Below are 21,578 nucleotides of genomic sequence, written 5' to 3' on the forward strand. Positions count from 1 at the left end.
TATCGGTGAATTCTAAAATACTTTCTCCTGTAAATTTTTCCATTCTTTAAATTTACATAAAAAGTATAAGTAATTATCCGAACACCTCAAAAATTCTATAATGATGATGCTATGCGAGATAAAATTTTGCTAGTGACCAATGAAGATACTTTATTCAATGATACCATTCAAAACAACATTATTTTAGGAAAGGACATTTCAGTCATCGCTATTTTAGATATGGCAAAAAAGATCAATTTTTATGATTATATCGCCTCAAAAGATGATGGACTGGATTTTATAATCAATGAAAACGGAAAAAATCTTTCTACTGGACAGCGTAAAAAAATCCTCCTACTTCGCGCTTTGTTTGCTGAGGCTGAGCTCATTATTTTAGATGAAGTATTATCAGGAATGGATCTAGAATCAAGGAATAAAGTAGAAACCATGATCGATGAAGACCAAGCCAGAACCTACATCATCATATCACATGAACCAATAACCAACATCAATTTTAATAAAAAATATAAAATAACTAATGGAGAACTCTTTATACTACAACACGAAGTCAATCCGGTTTATTAAAATTTTAAACAGGTTTTTAGTGGCATTCCTTATCATCACAGTAATTTTAATTTTTACCATTAAAATGAATGACACAGTGAGTTTTAAAGAAGGCCAAATCTTTTCTGACACACCACAACTAAAAATCAATGCCCCCAATGAAGCTAAAGTCATCAAAGTTTTGGTAAAAGAGGGAGAGGAAATTAAAAAAGGAGATACGCTCTTCCTACTTGAAAACAAAAAAACCAGATCCGATTTTGAAATCATAAATACGGATGTTACTGGTATGAAGCATAAAATAAATATTATAAAAAAATTGATTCATAATACTCAAAATCGTAAAAATTCTTTAAAACAATTATTAAATATCCAATCTAATATTTACCAAACAGATCGTAAAAAAGTCGAGCAAGAAATCACATCCTTGAATAGTAAAATCAATCTATCATCGCAACAAACGTCGATTCTAACCGATAAATTTCAAACTGATTCCGTATTATACGCTAAAGGTGCCATATCAAAATACGAATTGATTGAAACTAAAAACAAAAATCTCGATGATAAGAAAGGACAAGTAGATATTAAGTCAAGTTACGAGGTGAAAAATTATGATTTTGAAAATTTGTCCAATAATTATCAAAAAACAAATAATGATTTACTTCGCAATATAATTGATGTAGAAAACCAAATTCATAATTATCAGCAAGACATTATAGAACTAGAAACCCTTATCAAGGATGGAAAATCCAATCTGATTTACATTTCAGACGAGTTAGGAAAACTGCTAATAATTGCGCCCATAAACGGCACTATATCGACTCTTTTTAACGCACGACAAAATCTTGAAATCGTAAATAAAGGCGATATTCTTACCATTATTGCGCCTAAAAAAGAGGCCTTTTATGCCAAGGTAATTTTAGATGAGAAGGACCTTGCTTATATTAAAAAGGGACAAGAAATAAACTTAAAACTGGATGCGTACAACTACTACCGTTTTGGAGCTGTTAAAGGAAAAATCACCTACGTATCGGCTTCGGATGTAGAGAAAACCTTTTATTGTTTAGCAACTATTCAAAAATACAATCCAAATATTAATCTTAAAGCGGGCTACAAACTGAAAGGAGAAGTAATTATCGAAAAAATGAAACTGTATCAATACATCATGAAAAAACTATTTAATAAAATAGACTCTAATTTGAATTAACTGCCATGAAAACCAGACTTAGTGTTATTGTACTTTTTCTCTTCTCAAATGTAATTTTGGGACAAGATTATTTGTCCTTTACCAACTGTCTAGAGTTAGCATTACAAAATAATCTAGCACTAAAAAATGCGCATCTAAGCAGGGAAATAAGCAATTACAAATACAGATCTAGTTATGGGAAATTTTTACCCTTTGTAAATGGAACGGTTGAAAACAAAAAATCCTGGGGTAGAGAAATAGATCCAGACACTAATTTATTTGTCAATAAAAAAATTGAAAATTATTCAGGAGACCTTGAAGCTGAGTATAATTTATTTTCTGGCTTTTCGACTATAAACACCATTAAATCAGCAAAGCAAGACGTAAAAATAAACGATGCCAATATTCAAAAAATAGAAAATGAAATTACCATCAATTTGGCTCAGAAATACATTACGATTTTATACCTGCAGGAAATTATTATTTCGAATCAGGAACAAATTAAATCAAGTGAAGAACAATTGGAGTTAGCCGTTTTAAAGTACGAATCTGGTGTAATTAGTGAGAGCGAAGTGTTTAAAATTAAATCCCAAAAAGCAACGGAAGAATTGACTTTATTAACGAATCAAAATCATTTAACGGACAATTTAATCAGTATCAAACAATTAATGAATATTCCTTTAGAAAGTGATATCACTTTAGTTAAGCTTGATTTAGAAATGAATGTCGCTATTGAAATGAATGAAGATCAATACTATTTAACGAAAAGAGCAGTCGAAATACATCCTTCTTATTTGATGCAAATCATAAAGGTACAACAAATGCAAACTTAAATTTCAATTGCTAAAGCCTCCTTATACCCTTCCTTAAGTATGCGGTTTATGATTGGAACTAATTACAATATTAAAGAGCCTTTGGTTCCCTTCCAGGAGCAGTTTGATACTAATTTATCAAAAGGACTTCGATTAAATTTAACAATTCCTATTTTTAGCCAATTTGAGAATTTCGCCAAAATAAAAATAAGTAAACTCAATTATAATCAATCCATAGCCGAAACTCAAATAGAACAGAACCGACTTTCCAAAGAAATATTAAAAGCAATAACTGACACCAAAACAGCAATCAAAAAAAAGGAATCCGCTACCATTGCCTTTGAATTTTCGAGTAAAAGTTATGAAGCTGACTTATTGAAATTTGGACTAGGAAAAATCAATATCAATGAACTAAACGTTACTAAAATGAATTTTAACAATGCCCAAGCAGAGCTAATTACCTCTAAATATGAATTAATGTATAATTATGCCCTCATCAAATTTTATTTAGGGGAGAATTTTAGTCTATAAAAATAGAATTTTAGTACAACATTTGAATTTCTTTAATGTCAAATGCTACAACTGAATCATCTTCTAGCATAATTTGCAATTTACCAATATCAGAAACACCTTGAATAATTCCCATAAAATTGGTGCCATTTTGAGCTGAAAAAGCCATTGGAATTCCCTTTTTGTACAAATTATTGATGTAGCTGTCCCATAGAGTAGTGGGAAACTGTTTCCACAATGCGATCATTTGTTCTATTCCAGTACCAATTAACATGAGAAGCTCTTCTGGGTCGAAAGTTGCTCCAGAAATAACCGCTAATGAGGAAGCTTTTGGTAAATTTTCAAAATTAGTTTGATTCACATTGAGTCCCAACCCTACTACAGAAATAATCGTTCCGTCACTTTTGATACTATTTTCTATCAAAATGCCACCTATTTTTTTGTTGTATGACATTATGTCGTTCGGCCATTTAATACTAAGATCAGGAATCTTCATCGTTTCTAATACTTCAATTACAGCAAGAGAAACGGCTACATTTAGATTGAATATCTGACAAATATCAGACAAAAAATCTTTGACCAAAATACTCATTATTAAGTTTTTACTCGCCTCAGAAGCCCAAACGGCGCCCATTTGACCCTTTCCTTTTGTTTGACACTCTGCAGTCACAACCGTGAAGTTCTCCAGGTCCTGTTTACTAGATAAGCCTTTAAGGAATGCGTTTGTAGAATCTATGGCATCGAGTTTGATAACTTTCATTTTACGTTTTTTTGTGGAACAGAATTTAATATTGTGTTAAGGTTCAAAAATAATCACAAAAAATGGTAACTTTACAAACTTATATAAAAATAATTCATGGCGAAAAAGACTATAAATAATGACGTCCTATTGGCGAATATCATTAAGGGAATAGAAGAAGTAAAAGGTAATGATATTACAATACTAGATTTAAGAGAGATAGATACGGCAGTTTGCGACTATTTCATTATTTGCAACGGTAATTCAAATACACAAGTTAACGCCATCGTAAACTCCATCCAAAAAACAGTTTCAAAAGAATTGAAAGACAAGCCATGGCATGTTGAAGGAACGGATAATGCAGAATGGGTATTAATGGACTATGTAAATATTGTTGTACATGTATTTCAAAAACACATTAGAGAATATTACAACATCGAAAGTTTGTGGGGCGATGCTAAAATAACAACCATAGAAAATAAATACTAAAGACACATAATCCCTAGTAATGGCTAAAGAAAATAATCCCAATCCGAATAAGTTTAAAGTAAGCCCTTGGCTAATTTACGCTGCAATATTATTAATTTTCTTATTTATAAGTTTCATAACTGGTGGTTCGAGCTTAAACGAACCTGGGCAGTTAACCTCTTCAAAGTTTAACGACTTTTTAGAAAAAGGACAAATTGAAAAAGTTATTGTTTACAACAAAACAGAAGCGGAAGTATTTTTAAATGCTGCTGCAATGAAAGATGCAGTACACAAGAAAGTTTCTAAAGATGTTTTTGACAGACCTAACAAAGGACCACATTATACCTTTGACATTGGTAATGATCAAATATTCCAAAACAAACTAGAAAAAGCAGTTGCTGAAGGTAAATTGAAGGACTTTAATTTCTTACCAAAAAATAATTGGTCAGACATTTTAATTAGCCTTTTACCCATAATTATCATCATTGCTGTTTGGATATTTATCATGAGAAAAATGTCTGGTGGTGGCGCAGGTGGTGGCGGACAGATTTTCAACATTGGAAAATCAAAAGCAAAACTTTTTGACGAAAAAACAGATATCAAAACTACTTTTAAAGATGTAGCTGGTTTAGAAGGAGCGAAAGAAGAAATTCAAGAGATTGTTGAATTCTTAAAAAATCCTGAAAAATATACTAATTTAGGAGGTAAGATTCCAAAAGGAGCCTTATTAGTAGGACCTCCTGGAACTGGTAAAACCTTATTAGCTAAAGCCGTAGCTGGTGAAGCTCAAGTACCATTCTTCTCTTTATCAGGATCTGATTTTGTGGAAATGTTTGTTGGCGTAGGGGCCTCCCGTGTTCGTGATTTATTCAAACAAGCCAAGGAAAAATCTCCAGCAATTATATTCATTGACGAAATTGATGCGGTAGGACGAGCAAGAGGAAAAAGCAATATGTCAGGCGGAAATGATGAACGTGAGAATACTTTAAACCAGTTGTTAACTGAAATGGACGGTTTTGGAACAAACTCAAACGTAATTGTTTTAGCTGCGACCAACAGAGCTGATGTATTGGATAAAGCATTAATGCGTGCAGGTCGTTTTGACAGACAAATTTTTGTTGACTTGCCAGACATTCGCGAAAGAGCTGAAATATTCAAAGTACATCTTGCGCCTTTGAAAAAAGTGGAAGGACTCGACACTGAATTTTTAGCCAAGCAAACTCCAGGTTTTTCGGGTGCTGATATTGCCAACGTATGTAATGAAGCTGCTTTAATAGCGGCTAGACATAACAAAACTGCGGTAGATAAACAAGATTTTCTAGATGCGGTTGATAGAATCGTTGGTGGTCTTGAAAAGAAAAATAAAATTGTTACTCCTGATGAAAAGAAAGCGATTGCTATTCATGAAGCAGGACATGCAACGGTAAGCTGGATGCTTGAACATGCTGCTCCATTAATTAAAGTAACAATAGTTCCTAGAGGACAAAGTCTAGGCGCTGCTTGGTACTTGCCAGAAGAGCGTTTAATTGTTCGACCAGATCAAATGTTGGATGAAATGTGTGCTACCATGGGTGGAAGAGCTGCTGAGAAAGTAACTTTCAACAGGATTTCAACTGGTGCGTTAAGTGATTTAGAAAAAGTCACTAAACAAGCACGGGCTATGGTAACTATTTACGGTTTGAATGAAAAAATAGGTAATGTTACCTATTATGATTCAACAGGACAAAGCGAATACAATTTTTCCAAACCTTATTCTGAAGAAACAGCCAGAGTAATCGACGAAGAAATTTCAATACTGATTGAAAGTCAGTACCAAAGAGCAATTGAAATTCTAGAAGAGAATAAAGACAAACTAAATCAACTTGCGAATATTCTAATTGAGAAAGAAGTTATTTTCAAAGATGATTTAGAAGCTATTTTCGGAAAAAGAACTTTCGACAAAAATCTAGAAGAAGTCGTGTCCTAAAAACACATCATTATTCATTTATTTTTAAAATCTTAATTCAAAAACTACTTTTGAATTAAGATTTTTTTATCTTTGGACGTTTTCAAATAATAAATTATAGCAGTTTACAGAAATATGAGTCTTTTTAGAAAAATTTTTGGTTCTAGTAATCCTACTTCTGAGGAAGATAAAGAAAGTGAATTTAGTAACTCAAATACTGAAAACACGACCTCAATAGATGAACAATTTATCTTTAATTTTAAAAAAAATGGAGGGAAATTTTTATACTGTGAAAACACTGATGAAATTAAAGAGCAATTTGAAAATATATTAGAGGAAAATGACTGGTTCGAAAGTGACGTTTTATGTTATGATCCCGACCTATTCTCAATGTTGGATGACAATAAATTACAATATACTAAACCTGCTAATCCCAAATTCATTCTTGCCAGTTGTGAGAACTTAATAGCAGATGAAGGTTCCATACTATTTTCATCAAAACAAATCAAACAAAACAAACCAAACGAATTACCTGTAAACATAATCGTTTTAGCTAAAACAAGTCAAATTCTTGGCACTAAAAGCGATGGGTTAAGCGCCATTAAAAAGAAATACGAAAGAGATTACCCAACGAACATTACCACTATAAAATATTTCGAAAAAGCCAAAGAAGAAGACTTCACTCAATACGGAAGTTCTGCCAAAAACCTTTACTTACTGCTTTTAGAAGATCTTTAAGATGAATGAAACTCTAAAACGAGGTATATCAGGAGCTGTTTATATCATATTATTGCTCGTCTCTATTTTATATTCAACTGAAACCTTTTTTATTTTATTTGGAATTTTTCTAATAATTGCAATTTATGAATTTTGCAATCTCATTCAAATACCTAAAGTATTTCCAGTTATTTTTGGAGTCCTATTGTATACTACCGTAACGCTAGTAAGTCATTACAACAAGACCACAACTGAAACTATTAATCAACTATTCAATACCAATGTAGAAATTTCAATCAATATTCAACAATTAGACATTGTCTTATTGGTTATTGCATTAGTAGTTTCCATAAAATGCATTCTTTTCTTATTTTATGATAACATTCAAAAAATAAGTACTTCCTCTAAATATTTGTATTTATTAGGGTATATCATGCTACCCTTTGTGTTTATCACTAAAATTTCTTTTGGGATAAATGATTATAATCCTAAAATTATAATTGGTTTATTTATTCTAATTTGGACCAACGATACATTTGCTTATATTGTGGGAAAATCAATAGGACGAACTAAGTTATTCGAAAAAATATCACCTAAAAAAACCATTGAAGGATTTTTAGGCGGAATACTTTTTGCGGTTTTAGCAGGATATTTAATATCAAAATATTACATCAAAGCCAATCCTGAGTTTAGTGATAGATCCATCCTCATCTGGACTTCTATTGCAGTTATTGTCGGAATTGCTGGAACTATAGGAGACTTAATCGAATCCAAATTCAAACGTATCGCCGGTGTAAAAGATAGCGGAAGTATAATGCCCGGTCACGGAGGTATCCTAGATCGTTTAGATAGTGTTATATTTGTAGCACCAATAATTTTTTTATTTTATCAAATCTTAAACTATGTTTCATAAAGAAGGAACCCAATCTATTTTATTAGGTACAATTTTTACAGCTATTGTCCTTTTATTGTCTGATAATTTTATAGACATCATTTGGCTTAAAATGGCTATTCAAATAGCAGCACTTCTACTTTTGATTATCATCTTGCAGTTTTTTAGAAATCCTAAAAGAGTAGCTATTGAAAATGAAAATCAAATCCTTGCTCCTGTAGATGGCAAAGTAGTAGTTATTGAAGAAGTTTATGAAGGTGAGTATTTCAAAGACAAACGCTTGCAAATATCCATTTTTATGTCCCCAATAAACGTACATGTTACGCGTTATGGTTTAAGTGGACTTGTAAAATTTAGCAAATACCATCCCGGTAAATTTTTAGTTGCTTGGCACCCAAAGGCAAGTGAGGAAAACGAAAGAACAACAATTGTAATCGAAAATAAAACTTTCGGAGAAGTCCTTTATCGTCAAATTGCAGGTGCACTTGCTAGAAGAATTGTAAATTATGCCGAAGAAGGTATGCAGGTTATTCAGGGAACTGATGCTGGTTTTATAAAATTTGGATCAAGAGTAGATATCTTTTTGCCTTTAGGTACCCCCATTAATGTCAGTTTAAATGAAAAAGCAATAGGAGGAAAAACAGTTATTGCGACCAAAGCATAATGATTAAAAAAGATTTAGATACTCGATTTCAGGAAGCAGTTAAAATAGCTTCTGATATGACTCAAGCTTCCTTACCGCAAGATGTACAGTTGCGGCTGTATGCCTCTTACAAGCAAGCTACTCTGGGAATCTTAGATCTAAAACAAACTTCTTCTTATCATTTAAGAGATGCCTTCAAAACAAATGCGTGGATGCAAATAAGCCACCTGACTGCAGATGAAGCAAAACAGCAGTACATCGACATGATTGAATCGCTGTTAAAAAAATAGTTCACTATGAAAAACAAATTTCTTTTAATTCTCATTTCCTTTTTATTAATTATTTCTTTTTCCTGTAATAACAAAAAATTAATAGAAGTAGTTGAAGTACCGTTGCCCAATACTGCTGAACAAGCGACTACTATTATTGGATCTCCTGATGACGTAAGAGCAAACGAAGGGTCATTTCAAATGGAAAAACTACCCTACACCTACGATGCTTTAGCTCCCAGTATATCGTCAACCACTTTAGAAATGCATTATTCTAAGCATTATTTAACCTATACTAATAATTTGAATCAAGCAGTGTTAGGAACTCCACTAGAGAACCTAACCATAGAAGAAGTATTAACTAAATTGGATCCTAATGAGGCGGCACTTCGCAACAATGCGGGTGGCTTTTACAATCATTCCTTGTATTGGAAATGCATGGCACCAAAAGCGGGTGGTCAACCTACAAACTCATTGGCAGAGGCAATTACTAGGGATTTTGGCTCGTTTGAAAACTTTACAACTTTATTCAAAGACGAAGCTACAAAACAATTTGGTTCTGGTTGGGCCTGGTTATTAGTTGATCGCGCAGGAAAACTTCAGGTGACCAGTACATCAAATCAGGACAATCCTTTGATGCGAAATGCACTTGTTCCTGGCACTCCAATATTAGCTTTAGATTTATGGGAGCATGCCTATTATTTAGACTACCAATACCGACGAAAAAATTATATCGATGGCTTTTTCAATGTGATTAATTGGAAAAAAGTACAAGAAAATTACGATGCTGTCCCAAAAAAATAACTTCTTCTTGTTCACAAAAAAAGGCTGATAAATATTTATCAGCCTTTTTTTTGATTGTCAAACGCTTTTTTTACAATTGATAAATAAAGGATTCTGATGGAGCAATTGTAATTTGTACTTTTCCTTCTCCATTCACTACCTGCAGCAGCGTAGAACTTTTATTGTATAATTGGTCTTTTATAGTATAATTTCCATCCTTTAGATTCCATTTTTCAATGATATCAGCAGGGATTTTTAATTCGAAATTGCTAGTGCTAAGCCACGAAAAATTAGTAACAACAATTAATTTTTGAGTAGCTGACCATCGAGTAAAAGCATAAATTCCTGAATCATATCCCGCAGTAGTTTGCCGATTTACCTCTTGAATTTCTTGAAATTTTCCCATTAAAGCCGAACTATTCAAAGAGAAATTCAATATTCTTTTATAAAAATCACGTAATTCTTTTTCCTCTTTAGTCAAGAGACCGCCATCAAATGCACCTCCATTCATCCAACGTTGATGACTAGGAACTCCTATATAATCAAAAATTGATGTTCTGGAATGCGTTCCAAATCCTGCATTTTCATTTCCGGCCTCTCCTACTTCTTGTCCAAAATAAACCATCGTGGGAGAACTACTTATTGTTGTTGAAACGACCATCAAAGGCTTTCCTTTTTGTGGTGTTCCTGCAAATTCTGGGCTAGCCAAACGTTGCTCATCATGGTTGTCCAGAAAATGCAACATGTGATGCTCTATATCTGATAATCCGTTTTGAATAGCTGATAAACCATCAGGCAGTGCTCTTCCCTGTATGATATCTTTCAATTTATCGTAGGTTTCCACTTTATCATACAAATAATCCATTTTACCCAATTGAATGTAATTGCGATATTCTTTAGGATTGTAGACTTCCGCCAACAAAAAGGCGTCTGGATTTTTTACTTTGATAGCTGAATCCATGTAGCTCCAAAATTCGTACGGCACCATTTCGGCCATGTCAAATCTAAAACCATCAACACCTTTAGCGGTCCAATACAAAGCAATATCTTTAAATTTATCCCAAGAATCTGGAACATCTTTTCCCTTCCAAAAAGCATCATGTTCCTGATAGGATTTCGTATCAAAACCACTAGGAAGCTCGGGAAAATCTTTGGACCCATCCGGACGAATCCCATAATTTATTTTGACGGTTTCGTACCAGTCATTTTTATCCGGTTTAGCCATACGAGAACCATTTCCGGTCCATTTAGCTGGATTTTCTTCAAACTTCCCATCAATTAAGGGATTACTTTCTCCATTTAATGGTTTTGCCATGTCCGGTATTTCAAAAGTAGTATTCGGAATATAATAGAAGTTATTATTTCTTTTGTAATCTACCGTTACATCGTCCTCCGCACCAAAATCTTTAACGCCCAAAGGATTAGTCTTACCCTCGTATTGGCGCGCTATATGATTAGGAACAATATCTATAATCACTTTTAATCCGGCTTTATGGGTTCGGGCAATTAAGGACTCAAACTCCTCTAAACGATTCGACGGATTTACTGCTAAATCTGGGTTTACATTGTAATAATCCTTCACAGCATAAGGAGACCCTGCTCTACCTTTTACTACTTCTGGATCATCATTTGAAATTCCTATTGCAGTGTAATCGCGAATTAAAGCATGATGTGGAACTCCAGTATACCAAACATAAGTAACGCCTAAGTCCTTAATTTCATGTAGCGCTTTATCTGTAAAATCGTTAAACTTCCCTACTCCGTTTTCTTCAATAGTTCCCCATGGTTTATTAGCGGTATTTTTATTCCCAAATAATCGAGTAAAGACCTGATAAACCACTTCTTTTTTAGTAGAGACGTCCTCTTTCTTTTCTACATTCATTTTTAAATCTTTCGTTTTACAAGCCGATGCTAAAAGTACCGCACTTATCCCTGCAACAATAGTTATTTTTTTCATTGTATAAAAATATTTATGCTGATTTCAATTCCTTTATCGTAAACTAAATATCAATTTTTAAATTTACTGTTTTTTAAATAATCCCAGTCGATACGCATTAAAATTTAAGATTTGTATTTAATTGAGACGGAAACTACAACGAAGGAGTTCCATAATTTGTTAATAACTTTCAAAAGATGAAACATTCGCTATTATGTCCCTTTGGACTAATTATAAATAAATCCTAATATGGATTAGGATTGTTTCCTTTTTCATAAATTTGACAAAAATTAAATCCATTGAAGAAATCGCTGTTTTTCCTTCGTTATTGTCTCCTATTGCTAATTACTAATTTAGTTTTGGCGCAAGCTCCGAAAAAAATTATTGTAGAAAACTCTGATTTTGCTGATGTAAATCAAGTAGAAATTCCTGATGCATTATTGCTTATAGGGAACGTTCGCGTGAATCATGATGGCGTTGTAATGACATGCAACAAAGCGTATTATTTCCAGAAGGAAAATTACATCAAGGCTTTTGGAAATGTACAAATGGTGCAAGGCGATACCTTATTTTTGAACAGCAAATATGCAGAATACAACGGAAATGTAAAAAAAGCCTATGCTTCTGGAGATGCAGTGATGAGTTCGCCAGACGCAACTTTGGTAACCGAAATAATCAATTTTGACCGAAATATTCAAGAAGTATTTTACGATACTCCTGGAACAATTACAAACAAAGACAATACCCTTAAAAGTAATTCTGGAAGATATTATGTGAAACAAAAAAAATTTCAATTCCTTACGGCCGTTACCATCACAAATCCAACGTATGTCATAAAATCAAATCACTTGGATTATTTCAGTAATTCTGGGCATTCATATCTTTTTGGACCTTCCACGATAACCAGTAAAGCCAATTTTATTTACACCGAAAAAGGGTTTTATGACACCAAAAAAAATCTGGCCCATTTCCTGAATAAATCCTACATCAAATACGATGATCGAGTGATTAAAGGCGACAGTTTGTATTATGACAGAAATCGGGAATTTGCATCAGCCACGCGTAATGTCAAGATAACAGATTCTATCAATCGAGGCATTGTAAAAGGACATTATGCCGAAGTATATAAAAAACTGGATTCCATGTATGTTACTAAAAGAGCCGTTGCAGTGAATTTTGTCGAAAATGACTCCGTTTACATCCATGGGAGGAAATTAATGGTAACCGGTAAAGAAGGAAATCGAATCATTAGAGCATTCAATAACGTTCGATTTTATAAAACGGATATGAGCGGCAAATGTGATTCAATACATTCCAGTTCAAAAACTGCTTTGACAAAAATGATTGGAAATCCAATACTTTGGAATGGAGAAAGTCAAATAACAGGTGACATCATGCACCTTATAGGCAATAACACCACCCAAAAGCTAGATTCACTAAAAGTCCTTGAAAATACCTTTATAGTCTCCAAAGACACCATAGGAACAGGATATAATCAAGTCAAGGGACAAAATCTCTATGGTAAATTTGAGGAAGGAAAACTACGAGACGTGGACATTGTCAAAAATGCCGAAGTTATCTATTATATGCGAAATGAAGCGCAAGAACTCATAGGCATCAATAAAAATGTAAGTAGCAAAATTAATCTCCTTTTAGAAAAAAATGAGATAGAAACCATTACTTTCTTTCAGCAAGTAGATGGCGATATTTACCCCGAAAAAGATTTACCTGAAAATGCAAGAAAGCTAAGAGGGCTAGTCTGGCGCGGAGACGAGCGAATAAAATCGAAAGACGACCTCTTTCCACCCGAAGAAAATGAAGATAATGAAAAAATAGCAAAAGCAACTACATCAGCCGAAGCTAAAGAGGATATTCCTATGAAAATTAGGAAGGAAACTCTGAATTACGATAAGAAGAAAGTGAATAAAAAGTGAAAAGTATTGCTTTTCAATTTAAGACACATAAACAAATAAGCATCTTTAAAAACTACGCGAACTTTACAAATTTTTCAAAGTTGGCGGTTAAATTTATAAAAAATTGAATAGTGATTTTCTAAAATACCAAGCACAAACAACTCCTTATCCATTGGGTATGGAAATCTCGCATGCTATAGGTTCTTACATCTTCGATACCACTAATAAAAAATATTTAGATTTTGTTGCTGGAGTTTCTGCTTGTGCACTGGGACATCAACATCCAAGAGTCAATAATGCCATAAAGCAGCAACTAGACAAATATTCACACGTGATGGTTTATGGCGAATATTCACAAAGTCCAGCAGTTGAATATTGCAAATTATTAGCATCACTGCTACCCGCTCCTTTAGACAAAACCTATTTGGTAAATTCTGGCACAGAAGCGATCGAAGGCGCTCTAAAACTCGCCAGACGAACTACAGGAAGAAGCCAACTAATTTCATGTCACAACGCTTATCATGGAAATACCATGGGATCGATGAGCGTGATGGGTTTTGAAGAGCGCAAGCAAGTTTTCCGCCCCTTAGTGCCAGATGTCGATTTTATCACTTTTAATAACGAAGATGATTTACAAAAAATCACTACCAAAACTGCAGGAATCATATTAGAAACCATTCAAGGTGGTGCAGGATTTATTCAACCCCATGATGATTTTCTTAAAAAAGTACGTCAACGCTGTGACGAAGTAGGCGCGATAATGATTCTGGATGAAATTCAACCTGGTTTTGGAAGAACTGGAAAGCTTTTTGGATTCCAAAATTACGATGTCGTTCCTGATATTGTAGTAATGGGAAAAGGAATGGGTGGCGGCATGCCCGTAGGTGCTTTTACCGCTTCGGCTAAAATGATGGATCTCCTTAGTGATAATCCAAAACTAGGACACATCACCACCTTTGGGGGTCATCCTGTCATTGCGTCAGCCTGTTTAGCTACTTTGCAAGAAATCACTGAGACCAATCTAATGCCTGAAGCCTTAGAGAAAGAAAATCTATTCCGATCACTTTTGGTACATCCTTTGATAGAGGAGATTAGAGGAAAAGGATTAATGCTTGCCGCAATGACTAAAAGTGCCGACATAACAAATGAAGTGATTCTGCAATGTCAAGACAAAGGGCTCATTTTATTCTGGTTGCTATTTGAAGGATGCGCCATCCGAATCACGCCACCGCTGACCATTTCTAATGAAGAAATTCGAGAAGGTTGTGCAATCATGCTAGAAGTAATGGATTCGATTTTGAATAAAAATTAGTTTCTTTAGGAGAATCCTGCCAACATACGTGCGGACTCTTATCCCATCCTAAAGCAAAATTGCCATTTTTCACCTTCGTTTAGAGAAGGACAGTAAAAAAGATTTCCACCTGTATCAAGCATGGAAATTAGTACAAAAACAGCCTGGATTTTGTTAATTAAATTGTTTAAAACAATTCCTGCTGCTCCTCACATTAACAGTAAGGATGCCTACATTTAATAAGGCCAAATTCTAAAAAAACAAAGATGCAATTAAGCAACGAAGAAGAAGACTATAACTTATCCCTGTCTAAATTTGAGTCGATGTTGAAAACCAACAAAGTGCTCTTTTTTGACTCTGAAGAATTTGAAGAAATTATTCTTCATTATCTCGATATGGGTAAGGCCGCATTGGCAAAAAAAGCGCTAAAACTAGCATTAGAACAACACCCAAAATCAACTGGACTAAAATTAGTTCAAGTGGAGATGTTAGTCTTTGATGACAAACTAGAATTAGCCGAAAAATTATTGAATGAATTGTATGCTATTGAGCCAACGAACGAAGAAATTTACATTCAAAAAGCCAATATCTATTCAAAAAGAGACCAACACGAAAAAGCAGTTGAATTATTAAGAATCGCTTTAAAATATACGGATGATAATGCTGATGTCTATAACTTAATAGGCATGGAATATCTATTTATGGACAACCTTGAAATGGCAAAAGAAAGCTTCATCAAGTGTTTAGAAGAAGATCTAGAAGACCAATCAGCACTGTATAACGTAGTGTATTGTTTTGAATTTTTAGATCAAAACCAAGAGGCTATCAGCTATCTAATAAAATACATCGACAAAAATCCGTATAGCGAAATCGCTTGGCACCAGCTGGGTAGGTTGCATTATGGAGTAAAAGAATATGAGAATGCCATTCGTGCCTTTGATTACGCTACGTTAATTGACGATGAATTCCTAGGTGCATTCATGGAAAAAGCAAAAGCTTTTGAACGATTAAAAAAATATGAAGAAGCTATTGAAAGCTATAGTAGAACAATTGAATTGGATGATGCAACTTCGTATGCGCTACTGCGAATGGGAAAATGCTATGAAAAGCTAGGTAATTCCGTTTTAGCCTTAAAATACTTTAATGAAACAGTACATGAAGATCCACTTTTAGACAAGGGTTGGATTGCCATAACTGATTTTTATGTTCGCCAAAAAAACTTTCAAAAAGCACTATTTTATGTCAATAAAGCATTAGCAATTGACAATCAAAATAGGTTGTATTGGAAACGTTTTGCTTCCATAAACAAACAAATGAATTTCTTTGAAGAAGCGGAGTTTGGCTATAGAAAAGCAGTAGAATTTGGGGATCATTCCTTAGAAACTTGGTTGTTCTGGGTAGACATATTACAATTTTTAGGAGAATTCGAAAGTGCTATTCAGACTTTATTGCAAGCAACCGAATATTTTCCAGAAGAGAATGAAGTAGAATACCGTTTAGCAGGGTTGTACTTTATGCTAACGGATACTACAAAAGCAAAATTCCATTTAAGCAATGCCTTGCGACTGAATTTTGAGAATTATATTCTTTTGGAAGATTTATTTCCAGTAGTTTGGGCAAAAAAAATGGTGCAAAATTATATTGCAAAACACAAAAAATTATAATGGTTGATATCGTTAGAAAGCGCTTTGGATTAGTAGGTCGCAATATAAGTTATTCCTTTTCGAAAGGATATTTTACAGATAAATTTAATAGCGAAAACTTTGAAGGTTGCACGTATGAGAATTTTGATATTCCAGAAATAAATGCCTTTCTCGAAGTTGTTAAAAACACGCCCGACCTCAAGGGAATGAGTGTTACTATTCCGTATAAGGAAGCAGTAATTCCATTTTTGCATAAACTTTCGAAAAAAGCGCTATTAATTGGAGCTGTTAATACGATTAGAATTACCAAAAAAGGAAAGTTAAAAGGGTACAATACGGATTATTACGGTTTTAAAAAATCATTACAACCGTTACTGGAACCACATCATAAAAAAGCACTGATTTTGGGTACCGGAGGCGCATCTAAAGGCGTTGCTTTTGCTTTAGACGAACTAGACATTCCCTACACATTTGTTTCGAGAGAAGCCAGTGAAACGGCAATTGATTACAGCCGCATCAACGCAACAACATTTGATAATTACCAAATCATAATAAATGCTACACCGGTGGGAACGAGTCCAAATGTAGCTGCCTTCCCTTTACTTCCGTATGATTTTTTCACAGCGAAGCACATTGCTTATGATTTGATATACAATCCTGCCGAAACGCAATTTCTACAAAAAGCAGCAACACAAGGAGCCAAAACTAAAAACGGCTTAGACATGCTGATTTTTCAAGCCGAAAAAGCATGGAAGATTTGGAATAAGTAGAAAAAAGCTACTCAAAGAATATACAAATTGTCTTGTTTTAAAATTGTAATACTCCTATTATGGTACTACATTTTTAAAACAAGACGTTTTTTTTATAACTAAATAAAAGACAGATTGAGGTTTGCCGTAAAGGAGTTGCTTATTTAATGCTTTAATTTGATTGATAATCAAATATTTGCCATTAATTTAACAACTTAAATTATGATCAAAAGAACAATTCTCATCGAAAGCAAATCTTCAATCACTACAAAAAATCAACAATTAGTAATCAAATCAGAAATAAGAGAAAGTGCTATTCCAATAGAAGACATTGGCTTTCTAGTACTTGATCATGCTGAAATCTACTTGAGTATTCCTGCCATGAATCTAGTTGTTGAACATAATACCGCTATTATTATTTGCGGTAGCAACCATCTTCCCAATGGAATGTTTCTCAACCTCAACAGCCACCACATCCAGCAAGAAATATTCAAAAATCAAATTGAAGCTTCCATTCCACTTAAAAAACAATTATGGCAGCAAACTATTGTTGAAAAAATTAAAAATCAAGGAGAATTATTAGCCAAAATAACGGCTAGCAAAAACACTTTTGAATTTCTAGCTAGTAAGGTTCTGAGCGGAGACACATCAAATATGGAAGGTGTTGCGGCACAACAGTATTGGAAACATTTCCCACTACCCAATCATGAAAAAGATGGTATAAAAAGAGAGCGTTATGGCGATTATCCAAACAATTTTTTGAATTATGGTTATGCTATCTTGAGAGCTGCGACCGCACGAGCACTTTCTGGAAGCGGATTATTGAATACTTTGGGGATTCATCACAAAAGTAAGTATAATGCTTTTGCTCTTGCAGATGATATTATGGAACCTTTTAGACCTATTGTTGATGAAAAAGTTTTTGATATTATGAAACGTTATCAAGAGCAAGAACTCAACACGGCAATCAAAGCAGAACTATTGCAATTACTTACACAAACTGTTTATTTCAAAGAGGAGAAAAGTCCGTTGATGGTAGGATTACAAAAAACAGCAAGCTCGCTCCAACAGTGTTATACCGGTGACCGTAAAAAAATTAAATATCCTAAATTATGGAACTTAACGGATATCGAATAATGTGGTTGTTCGTATTTTTTGATCTACCGACAGAAACCAAAAAAGATAAAAGAAATGCCTCACAATTTCGAGGTAATCTCTTGAAAGATGGTTTTAGCATGATGCAATATTCTGTTTATGTGCGCCATTGTGCGAGCAGTGAAAGTGCTGATGTACACGAAAAACGCATTCACCGACTTTTACCACCTTTAGGTAAAGTGAGTGTTTTACGAATTACGGATAAGCAATTTGGAAATATTTTAAACTTTTGGGGCAAAGCTGAAGTCCCAAAAGCACCGCAACCCACACAATTGGAATTGTTTTAAAACAATATCACTTATAGTCATTTTGAATGCTAAATATTTATAAAATAGTATTGTAAACTCTTTTTTATCTTGCTATTTTGGCACAAATTTTCATTACTATTAATTCCGAATTATCGCAAACTATTTTGTTCTCTTGCTATTTGTCACGCTGGAAGCGTCTCAATTATGTTGCTCTCTTGTTTTGTGCCATTTCCAAGTTGACAAATAGAGTCGCATGTGCGAATACACCATTTTTTACTTTTTTACAAAAGTTATAAAACCTTTAGAAAAATTACCACTACAAACAAAAAAATGCCTCAATATTGGGTTATCAAACCAATAAAGAGGCATTTCTTTATACGATATTTACTTTTAATACTATGAAAATCAGAAGGTAACAACCCAACTAATATCGTGTTTTCTAATCTTTAATCAAACCACAACAAGTCATTGCGGAACTAGCACCAGAATCAGAATATCGTGTTTTCTAATCTTTAATCAAACCACAACATGTTTAGGTAAAGTAAATCTTCAACTGTTAATATCGTGTTTTCTAATCTTTAATCAAACCACAACAATCCACCCTACGGCAAATACGCCAACTTAAATATCGTGTTTTCTAATCTTTAATCAAACCACAACACTATTAGCAAGCCTTGTTTGTGATGACGAATATCGTGTTTTCTAATCTTTAATCAAACCACAACACCTAGTAACTGATTTTAATAATTTAGAGAATATCGTGTTTTCTAATCTTTAATCAAACCACAACAGATGATAGATAGATGATAGATAGATAGAAATATCGTGTTTTCTAATCTTTAATCAAACCACAACAAACACGACTAAACTAGATTCTTTTACGTTAATATCGTGTTTTCTAATCTTTAATCAAACCACAACATAATTCACACCTTTATAAAGTATGTAATCAATATCGTGTTTTCTAATCTTTAATCAAACCACAACAACGAGCCTAAACTATCAAATTTTGGATCAAATATCGTGTTTTCTAATCTTTAATCAAACCACAACCCACATTCTTCAACTCTCTTTTCTTGAAAAATATCGTGTTTTCTAATCTTTAATCAAACCACAACTGGACACGGATTCACAGCGAACATGTACGGAATATCGTGTTTTCTAATCTTTAATCAAACCACAACCTACCGATTGAAGAATACGGAAAAGGCAAAAATATCGTGTTTTCTAATCTTTAATCAAACCACAACCACGTTTCTATTATCCTCAAGAAGCAATCTAATATCGTGTTTTCTAATCTTTAATCAAACCACAACCAGTAGCTACTTCTTTGATGCCAGCGTTGAAATATCGTGTTTTCTAATCTTTAATCAAACCACAACTTCTTTACAAGTTATTACGAAGGGCCTTTGAATATCGTGTTTTCTAATCTTTAATCAAACCACAACAATGTAACTTTAGCACTACCGCTAACACTCAATATCGTGTTTTCTAATCTTTAATCAAACCACAACACAAACGATGGTTTGGTTTATTTTAGTTGGAATATCGTGTTTTCTAATCTTTAATCAAACCACAACCAAGATTTCAATATTCCCTTAACAGTACAGAATATCGTGTTTTCTAATCTTTAATCAAACCACAACACGAATTAAAGAAGGCAGAAAAGGAACTGAAATATCGTGTTTTCTAATCTTTAATCAAACCACAACAAGCGAAATACACTGCTATAAAAAGCAAACAATATCGTGTTTTCTAATCTTTAATCAAACCACAACATTACGATGGTAGAGACTAAACACATCGACAATATCGTGTTTTCTAATCTTTAATCAAACCACAACACTTCAAATGGGAATAGTTTTAATGCTGCTAATATCGTGTTTTCTAATCTTTAATCAAACCACAACAAGGAAACGACAAATAAATACAAGGTTATTAATATCGTGTTTTCTAATCTTTAATCAAACCACAACGAGGGGTTTAAAATCTGGGGAAGCCCATTTAATATCGTGTTTTCTAATCTTTAATCAAACCACAACTTATGCGTCTTGGCGATGTTGTCGATAACGAATATCGTGTTTTCTAATCTTTAATCAAACCACAACTGTGTAGAGGCAAGAATCATATCAGCAGAAAATATCGTGTTTTCTAATCTTTAATCAAACCACAACCTGAAAGTTCTCGCGTCCCTGCTGGGCGGACGCCATAACTTTCAGTTGTGGTTTGAGATGTTTAAGACGTTGAAAAACTGTATGTCAAAGAACTTTTCTTTTTTTGTCATTCCGACCAAAAGAGGAATCACATCAGTTGCTCACGTTATGTGATTCCTCCTTCGTCGGAATGACAAACCACTAGATAATTTTCTATTTCAACAGTAAATTTAGCATAGTGTCTTTTTTTAGTTTAATGCAAAAGATCTAAACTCCTATCGTTATGTGATTCCTCCTTCGTCTGAATGACAAACCACTAAATATTTTTCCATTTTACCAGTAAATTCAATATATTGTTTTATTTTGGTTTAATGCAAAAGAACCAAATTCCTATCGTTATGTGATTCCTCCTTCGTCGGAATGACAAAATTATAGATTATTTTTATTCATAAATCGATCGTTTAAAAATTTAAATTGAGGATTAAACGTTTTGATTAATGCTAATTTCTTTTCTCTTCTCCACCCTTTTAATTCTTTTTCTCTTTCGATTGCCTTTTGAACCCAAATGAACTTTTCGTAAAATACCAAAAACTCAATATTATATTTTGATGCAAAAGTTTTTGTTCCTTTTGATATATTTTCTCGATGCTGTTTTAGCCGTATTCCTAAATTATTGGTCATACCTATATAATAAGTTGAACAGTATTTATTAGTAATTATGTAAACATAATATGCATGATACCCTTCGTTATACTCTATCATATTGTTATTCATAACTACATTTTTGGTTTAAATTTCACACAAGACTCTCGTTATGTGATTCCTCCTTCGTCGGAATGACAAAACTAAATATTTAATTTTTTCTTGATGTGTACTAATAGCTCTTCTTTTGTCTTAGTGCTAAAACTACTTTTCACCGCGATATCAATTTTTGCTTGTATCTTTTGAATTTGCTCTTTTGTTAATTTTGATTCATCCATAATTAA

The 21,578-nt window shown here is 33.5% G+C and carries 21 protein-coding genes and 1 CRISPR repeat array; of the genes, 17 read left to right on the forward strand and 4 right to left on the reverse strand.

Features of this window, described 5'->3' with window-relative positions; all coding sequences use genetic code 11:
- Positions 1–111 precede the first annotated feature (111 nt).
- Genes IWX83_RS05935 through IWX83_RS05950 form a run of 4 tightly spaced genes read left to right on the forward strand, consistent with a single transcriptional unit; the run spans position 112 to position 3,069 of the window.
- Positions 112–564 carry an ATP-binding cassette domain-containing protein gene (locus IWX83_RS05935; RefSeq protein ID WP_196828327.1) on the forward strand — a complete coding sequence of 151 codons (453 nt, stop codon included), beginning with the start codon at positions 112–114 and terminating at the stop codon, positions 562–564.
- Positions 565–583: 19 nt separating this feature from the next.
- The gene (locus IWX83_RS05940) at positions 584–1,747 is read left to right on the forward strand and encodes an HlyD family efflux transporter periplasmic adaptor subunit (protein ID WP_175547742.1); all 1,164 of its coding nucleotides are present in this window, start codon (positions 584–586) and stop codon (positions 1,745–1,747) included.
- A 5-nt stretch (positions 1,748–1,752) separates the two neighbouring features.
- A complete protein-coding gene (locus IWX83_RS05945) occupies positions 1,753–2,559 on the forward strand; it encodes a TolC family protein (protein ID WP_196828329.1) in 807 nt (268 codons plus the stop codon).
- Between the two features lie 6 nt (positions 2,560–2,565).
- The gene (locus IWX83_RS05950) at positions 2,566–3,069 is read left to right on the forward strand and encodes a TolC family protein (protein ID WP_370568390.1); all 504 of its coding nucleotides are present in this window, start codon (positions 2,566–2,568) and stop codon (positions 3,067–3,069) included.
- A 10-nt stretch (positions 3,070–3,079) separates the two neighbouring features.
- On the opposite strand, the gene IWX83_RS05955 is transcribed toward IWX83_RS05950, so the two are convergent.
- Positions 3,080–3,808 carry a biotin--[acetyl-CoA-carboxylase] ligase gene (locus IWX83_RS05955; protein WP_196828332.1) on the reverse strand — a complete coding sequence of 243 codons (729 nt, stop codon included), beginning with the start codon at positions 3,806–3,808 and terminating at the stop codon, positions 3,080–3,082.
- 96 nt (positions 3,809–3,904) lie between these two features.
- On the opposite strand from IWX83_RS05955, the gene rsfS reads away from it, so the two are divergent.
- The 7 genes from rsfS (at position 3,905) to IWX83_RS05990 (ending at position 9,525) form a co-directional block, all read left to right on the forward strand.
- Complete coding sequence (rsfS, locus tag IWX83_RS05960; protein ID WP_066078331.1) at positions 3,905–4,276, forward strand: ribosome silencing factor; 372 nt, start codon at positions 3,905–3,907, stop codon at positions 4,274–4,276.
- 19 nt (positions 4,277–4,295) lie between these two features.
- A complete protein-coding gene (gene ftsH, locus IWX83_RS05965) occupies positions 4,296–6,221 on the forward strand; it encodes an ATP-dependent zinc metalloprotease FtsH (protein WP_073353694.1) in 1,926 nt (641 codons plus the stop codon).
- Positions 6,222–6,335: 114 nt separating this feature from the next.
- Entirely contained in the window at positions 6,336–6,938 is a 603-nt protein-coding gene (locus tag IWX83_RS05970) for a lactate utilization protein B/C (protein WP_073353697.1), read from the forward strand.
- Position 6,939: 1 nt separating this feature from the next.
- Complete coding sequence (locus IWX83_RS05975) at positions 6,940–7,830, forward strand: phosphatidate cytidylyltransferase (RefSeq protein ID WP_196828334.1); 891 nt, start codon at positions 6,940–6,942, stop codon at positions 7,828–7,830.
- Complete coding sequence (locus IWX83_RS05980; protein ID WP_196828336.1) at positions 7,820–8,473, forward strand: phosphatidylserine decarboxylase family protein; 654 nt, start codon at positions 7,820–7,822, stop codon at positions 8,471–8,473. Before IWX83_RS05975 ends, IWX83_RS05980 begins: the two co-directional genes overlap by 11 nt.
- Positions 8,473–8,742, forward strand: a complete 270-nt coding sequence (locus IWX83_RS05985; RefSeq protein WP_073353703.1) for an acyl-CoA-binding protein — start codon at positions 8,473–8,475, stop codon at positions 8,740–8,742. The genes IWX83_RS05980 and IWX83_RS05985 overlap by 1 nt, the downstream gene beginning before the upstream one ends.
- Positions 8,743–8,748: 6 nt before the next feature.
- Entirely contained in the window at positions 8,749–9,525 is a 777-nt protein-coding gene (locus tag IWX83_RS05990) for a superoxide dismutase (protein ID WP_196828338.1), read from the forward strand.
- Positions 9,526–9,595: 70 nt separating this feature from the next.
- Here the strand turns inward: IWX83_RS05990 and IWX83_RS05995 are convergent, their stop codons facing one another.
- Complete coding sequence (locus IWX83_RS05995) at positions 9,596–11,461, reverse strand: alpha-amylase family protein (protein ID WP_196828340.1); 1,866 nt, start codon at positions 11,459–11,461, stop codon at positions 9,596–9,598.
- Positions 11,462–11,739: 278 nt separating this feature from the next.
- On the opposite strand from IWX83_RS05995, the gene IWX83_RS06000 reads away from it, so the two are divergent.
- From IWX83_RS06000 to cas2, 6 genes are all read left to right on the forward strand, one after another.
- Positions 11,740–13,374: an OstA-like protein gene (locus IWX83_RS06000; protein ID WP_196828342.1), complete on the forward strand. Its 1,635-nt coding sequence runs from the start codon at positions 11,740–11,742 to the stop codon at positions 13,372–13,374.
- Between the two features lie 103 nt (positions 13,375–13,477).
- Positions 13,478–14,665, forward strand: coding sequence for an aspartate aminotransferase family protein (locus IWX83_RS06005; protein ID WP_196828343.1), 1,188 nt, complete (start codon positions 13,478–13,480; stop codon positions 14,663–14,665).
- A gap of 245 nt (positions 14,666–14,910) precedes the next feature.
- A complete protein-coding gene (locus IWX83_RS06010; protein ID WP_073353713.1) occupies positions 14,911–16,308 on the forward strand; it encodes a tetratricopeptide repeat protein in 1,398 nt (465 codons plus the stop codon).
- Entirely contained in the window at positions 16,308–17,057 is a 750-nt protein-coding gene (locus tag IWX83_RS06015) for a shikimate dehydrogenase (RefSeq protein WP_196828345.1), read from the forward strand. Before IWX83_RS06010 ends, IWX83_RS06015 begins: the two co-directional genes overlap by 1 nt.
- Before the next feature lie 201 nt (positions 17,058–17,258).
- The gene (cas1, locus tag IWX83_RS06020) at positions 17,259–18,173 is read left to right on the forward strand and encodes a type II CRISPR-associated endonuclease Cas1 (RefSeq protein ID WP_196828347.1); all 915 of its coding nucleotides are present in this window, start codon (positions 17,259–17,261) and stop codon (positions 18,171–18,173) included.
- Positions 18,149–18,478 carry a CRISPR-associated endonuclease Cas2 gene (cas2, locus tag IWX83_RS06025; RefSeq protein WP_132064414.1) on the forward strand — a complete coding sequence of 110 codons (330 nt, stop codon included), beginning with the start codon at positions 18,149–18,151 and terminating at the stop codon, positions 18,476–18,478. The genes cas1 and cas2 overlap by 25 nt, the downstream gene beginning before the upstream one ends.
- Positions 18,479–18,865: 387 nt before the next feature.
- Positions 18,866–20,613: a CRISPR direct-repeat array (repeat unit 36 nt; unit sequence AATATCGTGTTTTCTAATCTTTAATCAAACCACAAC).
- Positions 20,614–21,021: 408 nt separating this feature from the next.
- On the opposite strand, the gene IWX83_RS06030 is transcribed toward cas2, so the two are convergent.
- Positions 21,022–21,366, reverse strand: coding sequence for a GIY-YIG nuclease family protein (locus IWX83_RS06030; protein WP_196828349.1), 345 nt, complete (start codon positions 21,364–21,366; stop codon positions 21,022–21,024).
- Positions 21,367–21,437: 71 nt separating this feature from the next.
- The gene (locus tag IWX83_RS17375; protein ID WP_255546270.1) at positions 21,438–21,572 is read right to left on the reverse strand and encodes a hypothetical protein; all 135 of its coding nucleotides are present in this window, start codon (positions 21,570–21,572) and stop codon (positions 21,438–21,440) included.
- Positions 21,573–21,578: the final 6 nt, after the last annotated feature.

Source organism: Flavobacterium sp. CG_9.1 (assembly GCF_015751645.1).
In the GTDB taxonomy this organism is placed as follows: domain Bacteria; phylum Bacteroidota; class Bacteroidia; order Flavobacteriales; family Flavobacteriaceae; genus Flavobacterium; species Flavobacterium xanthum.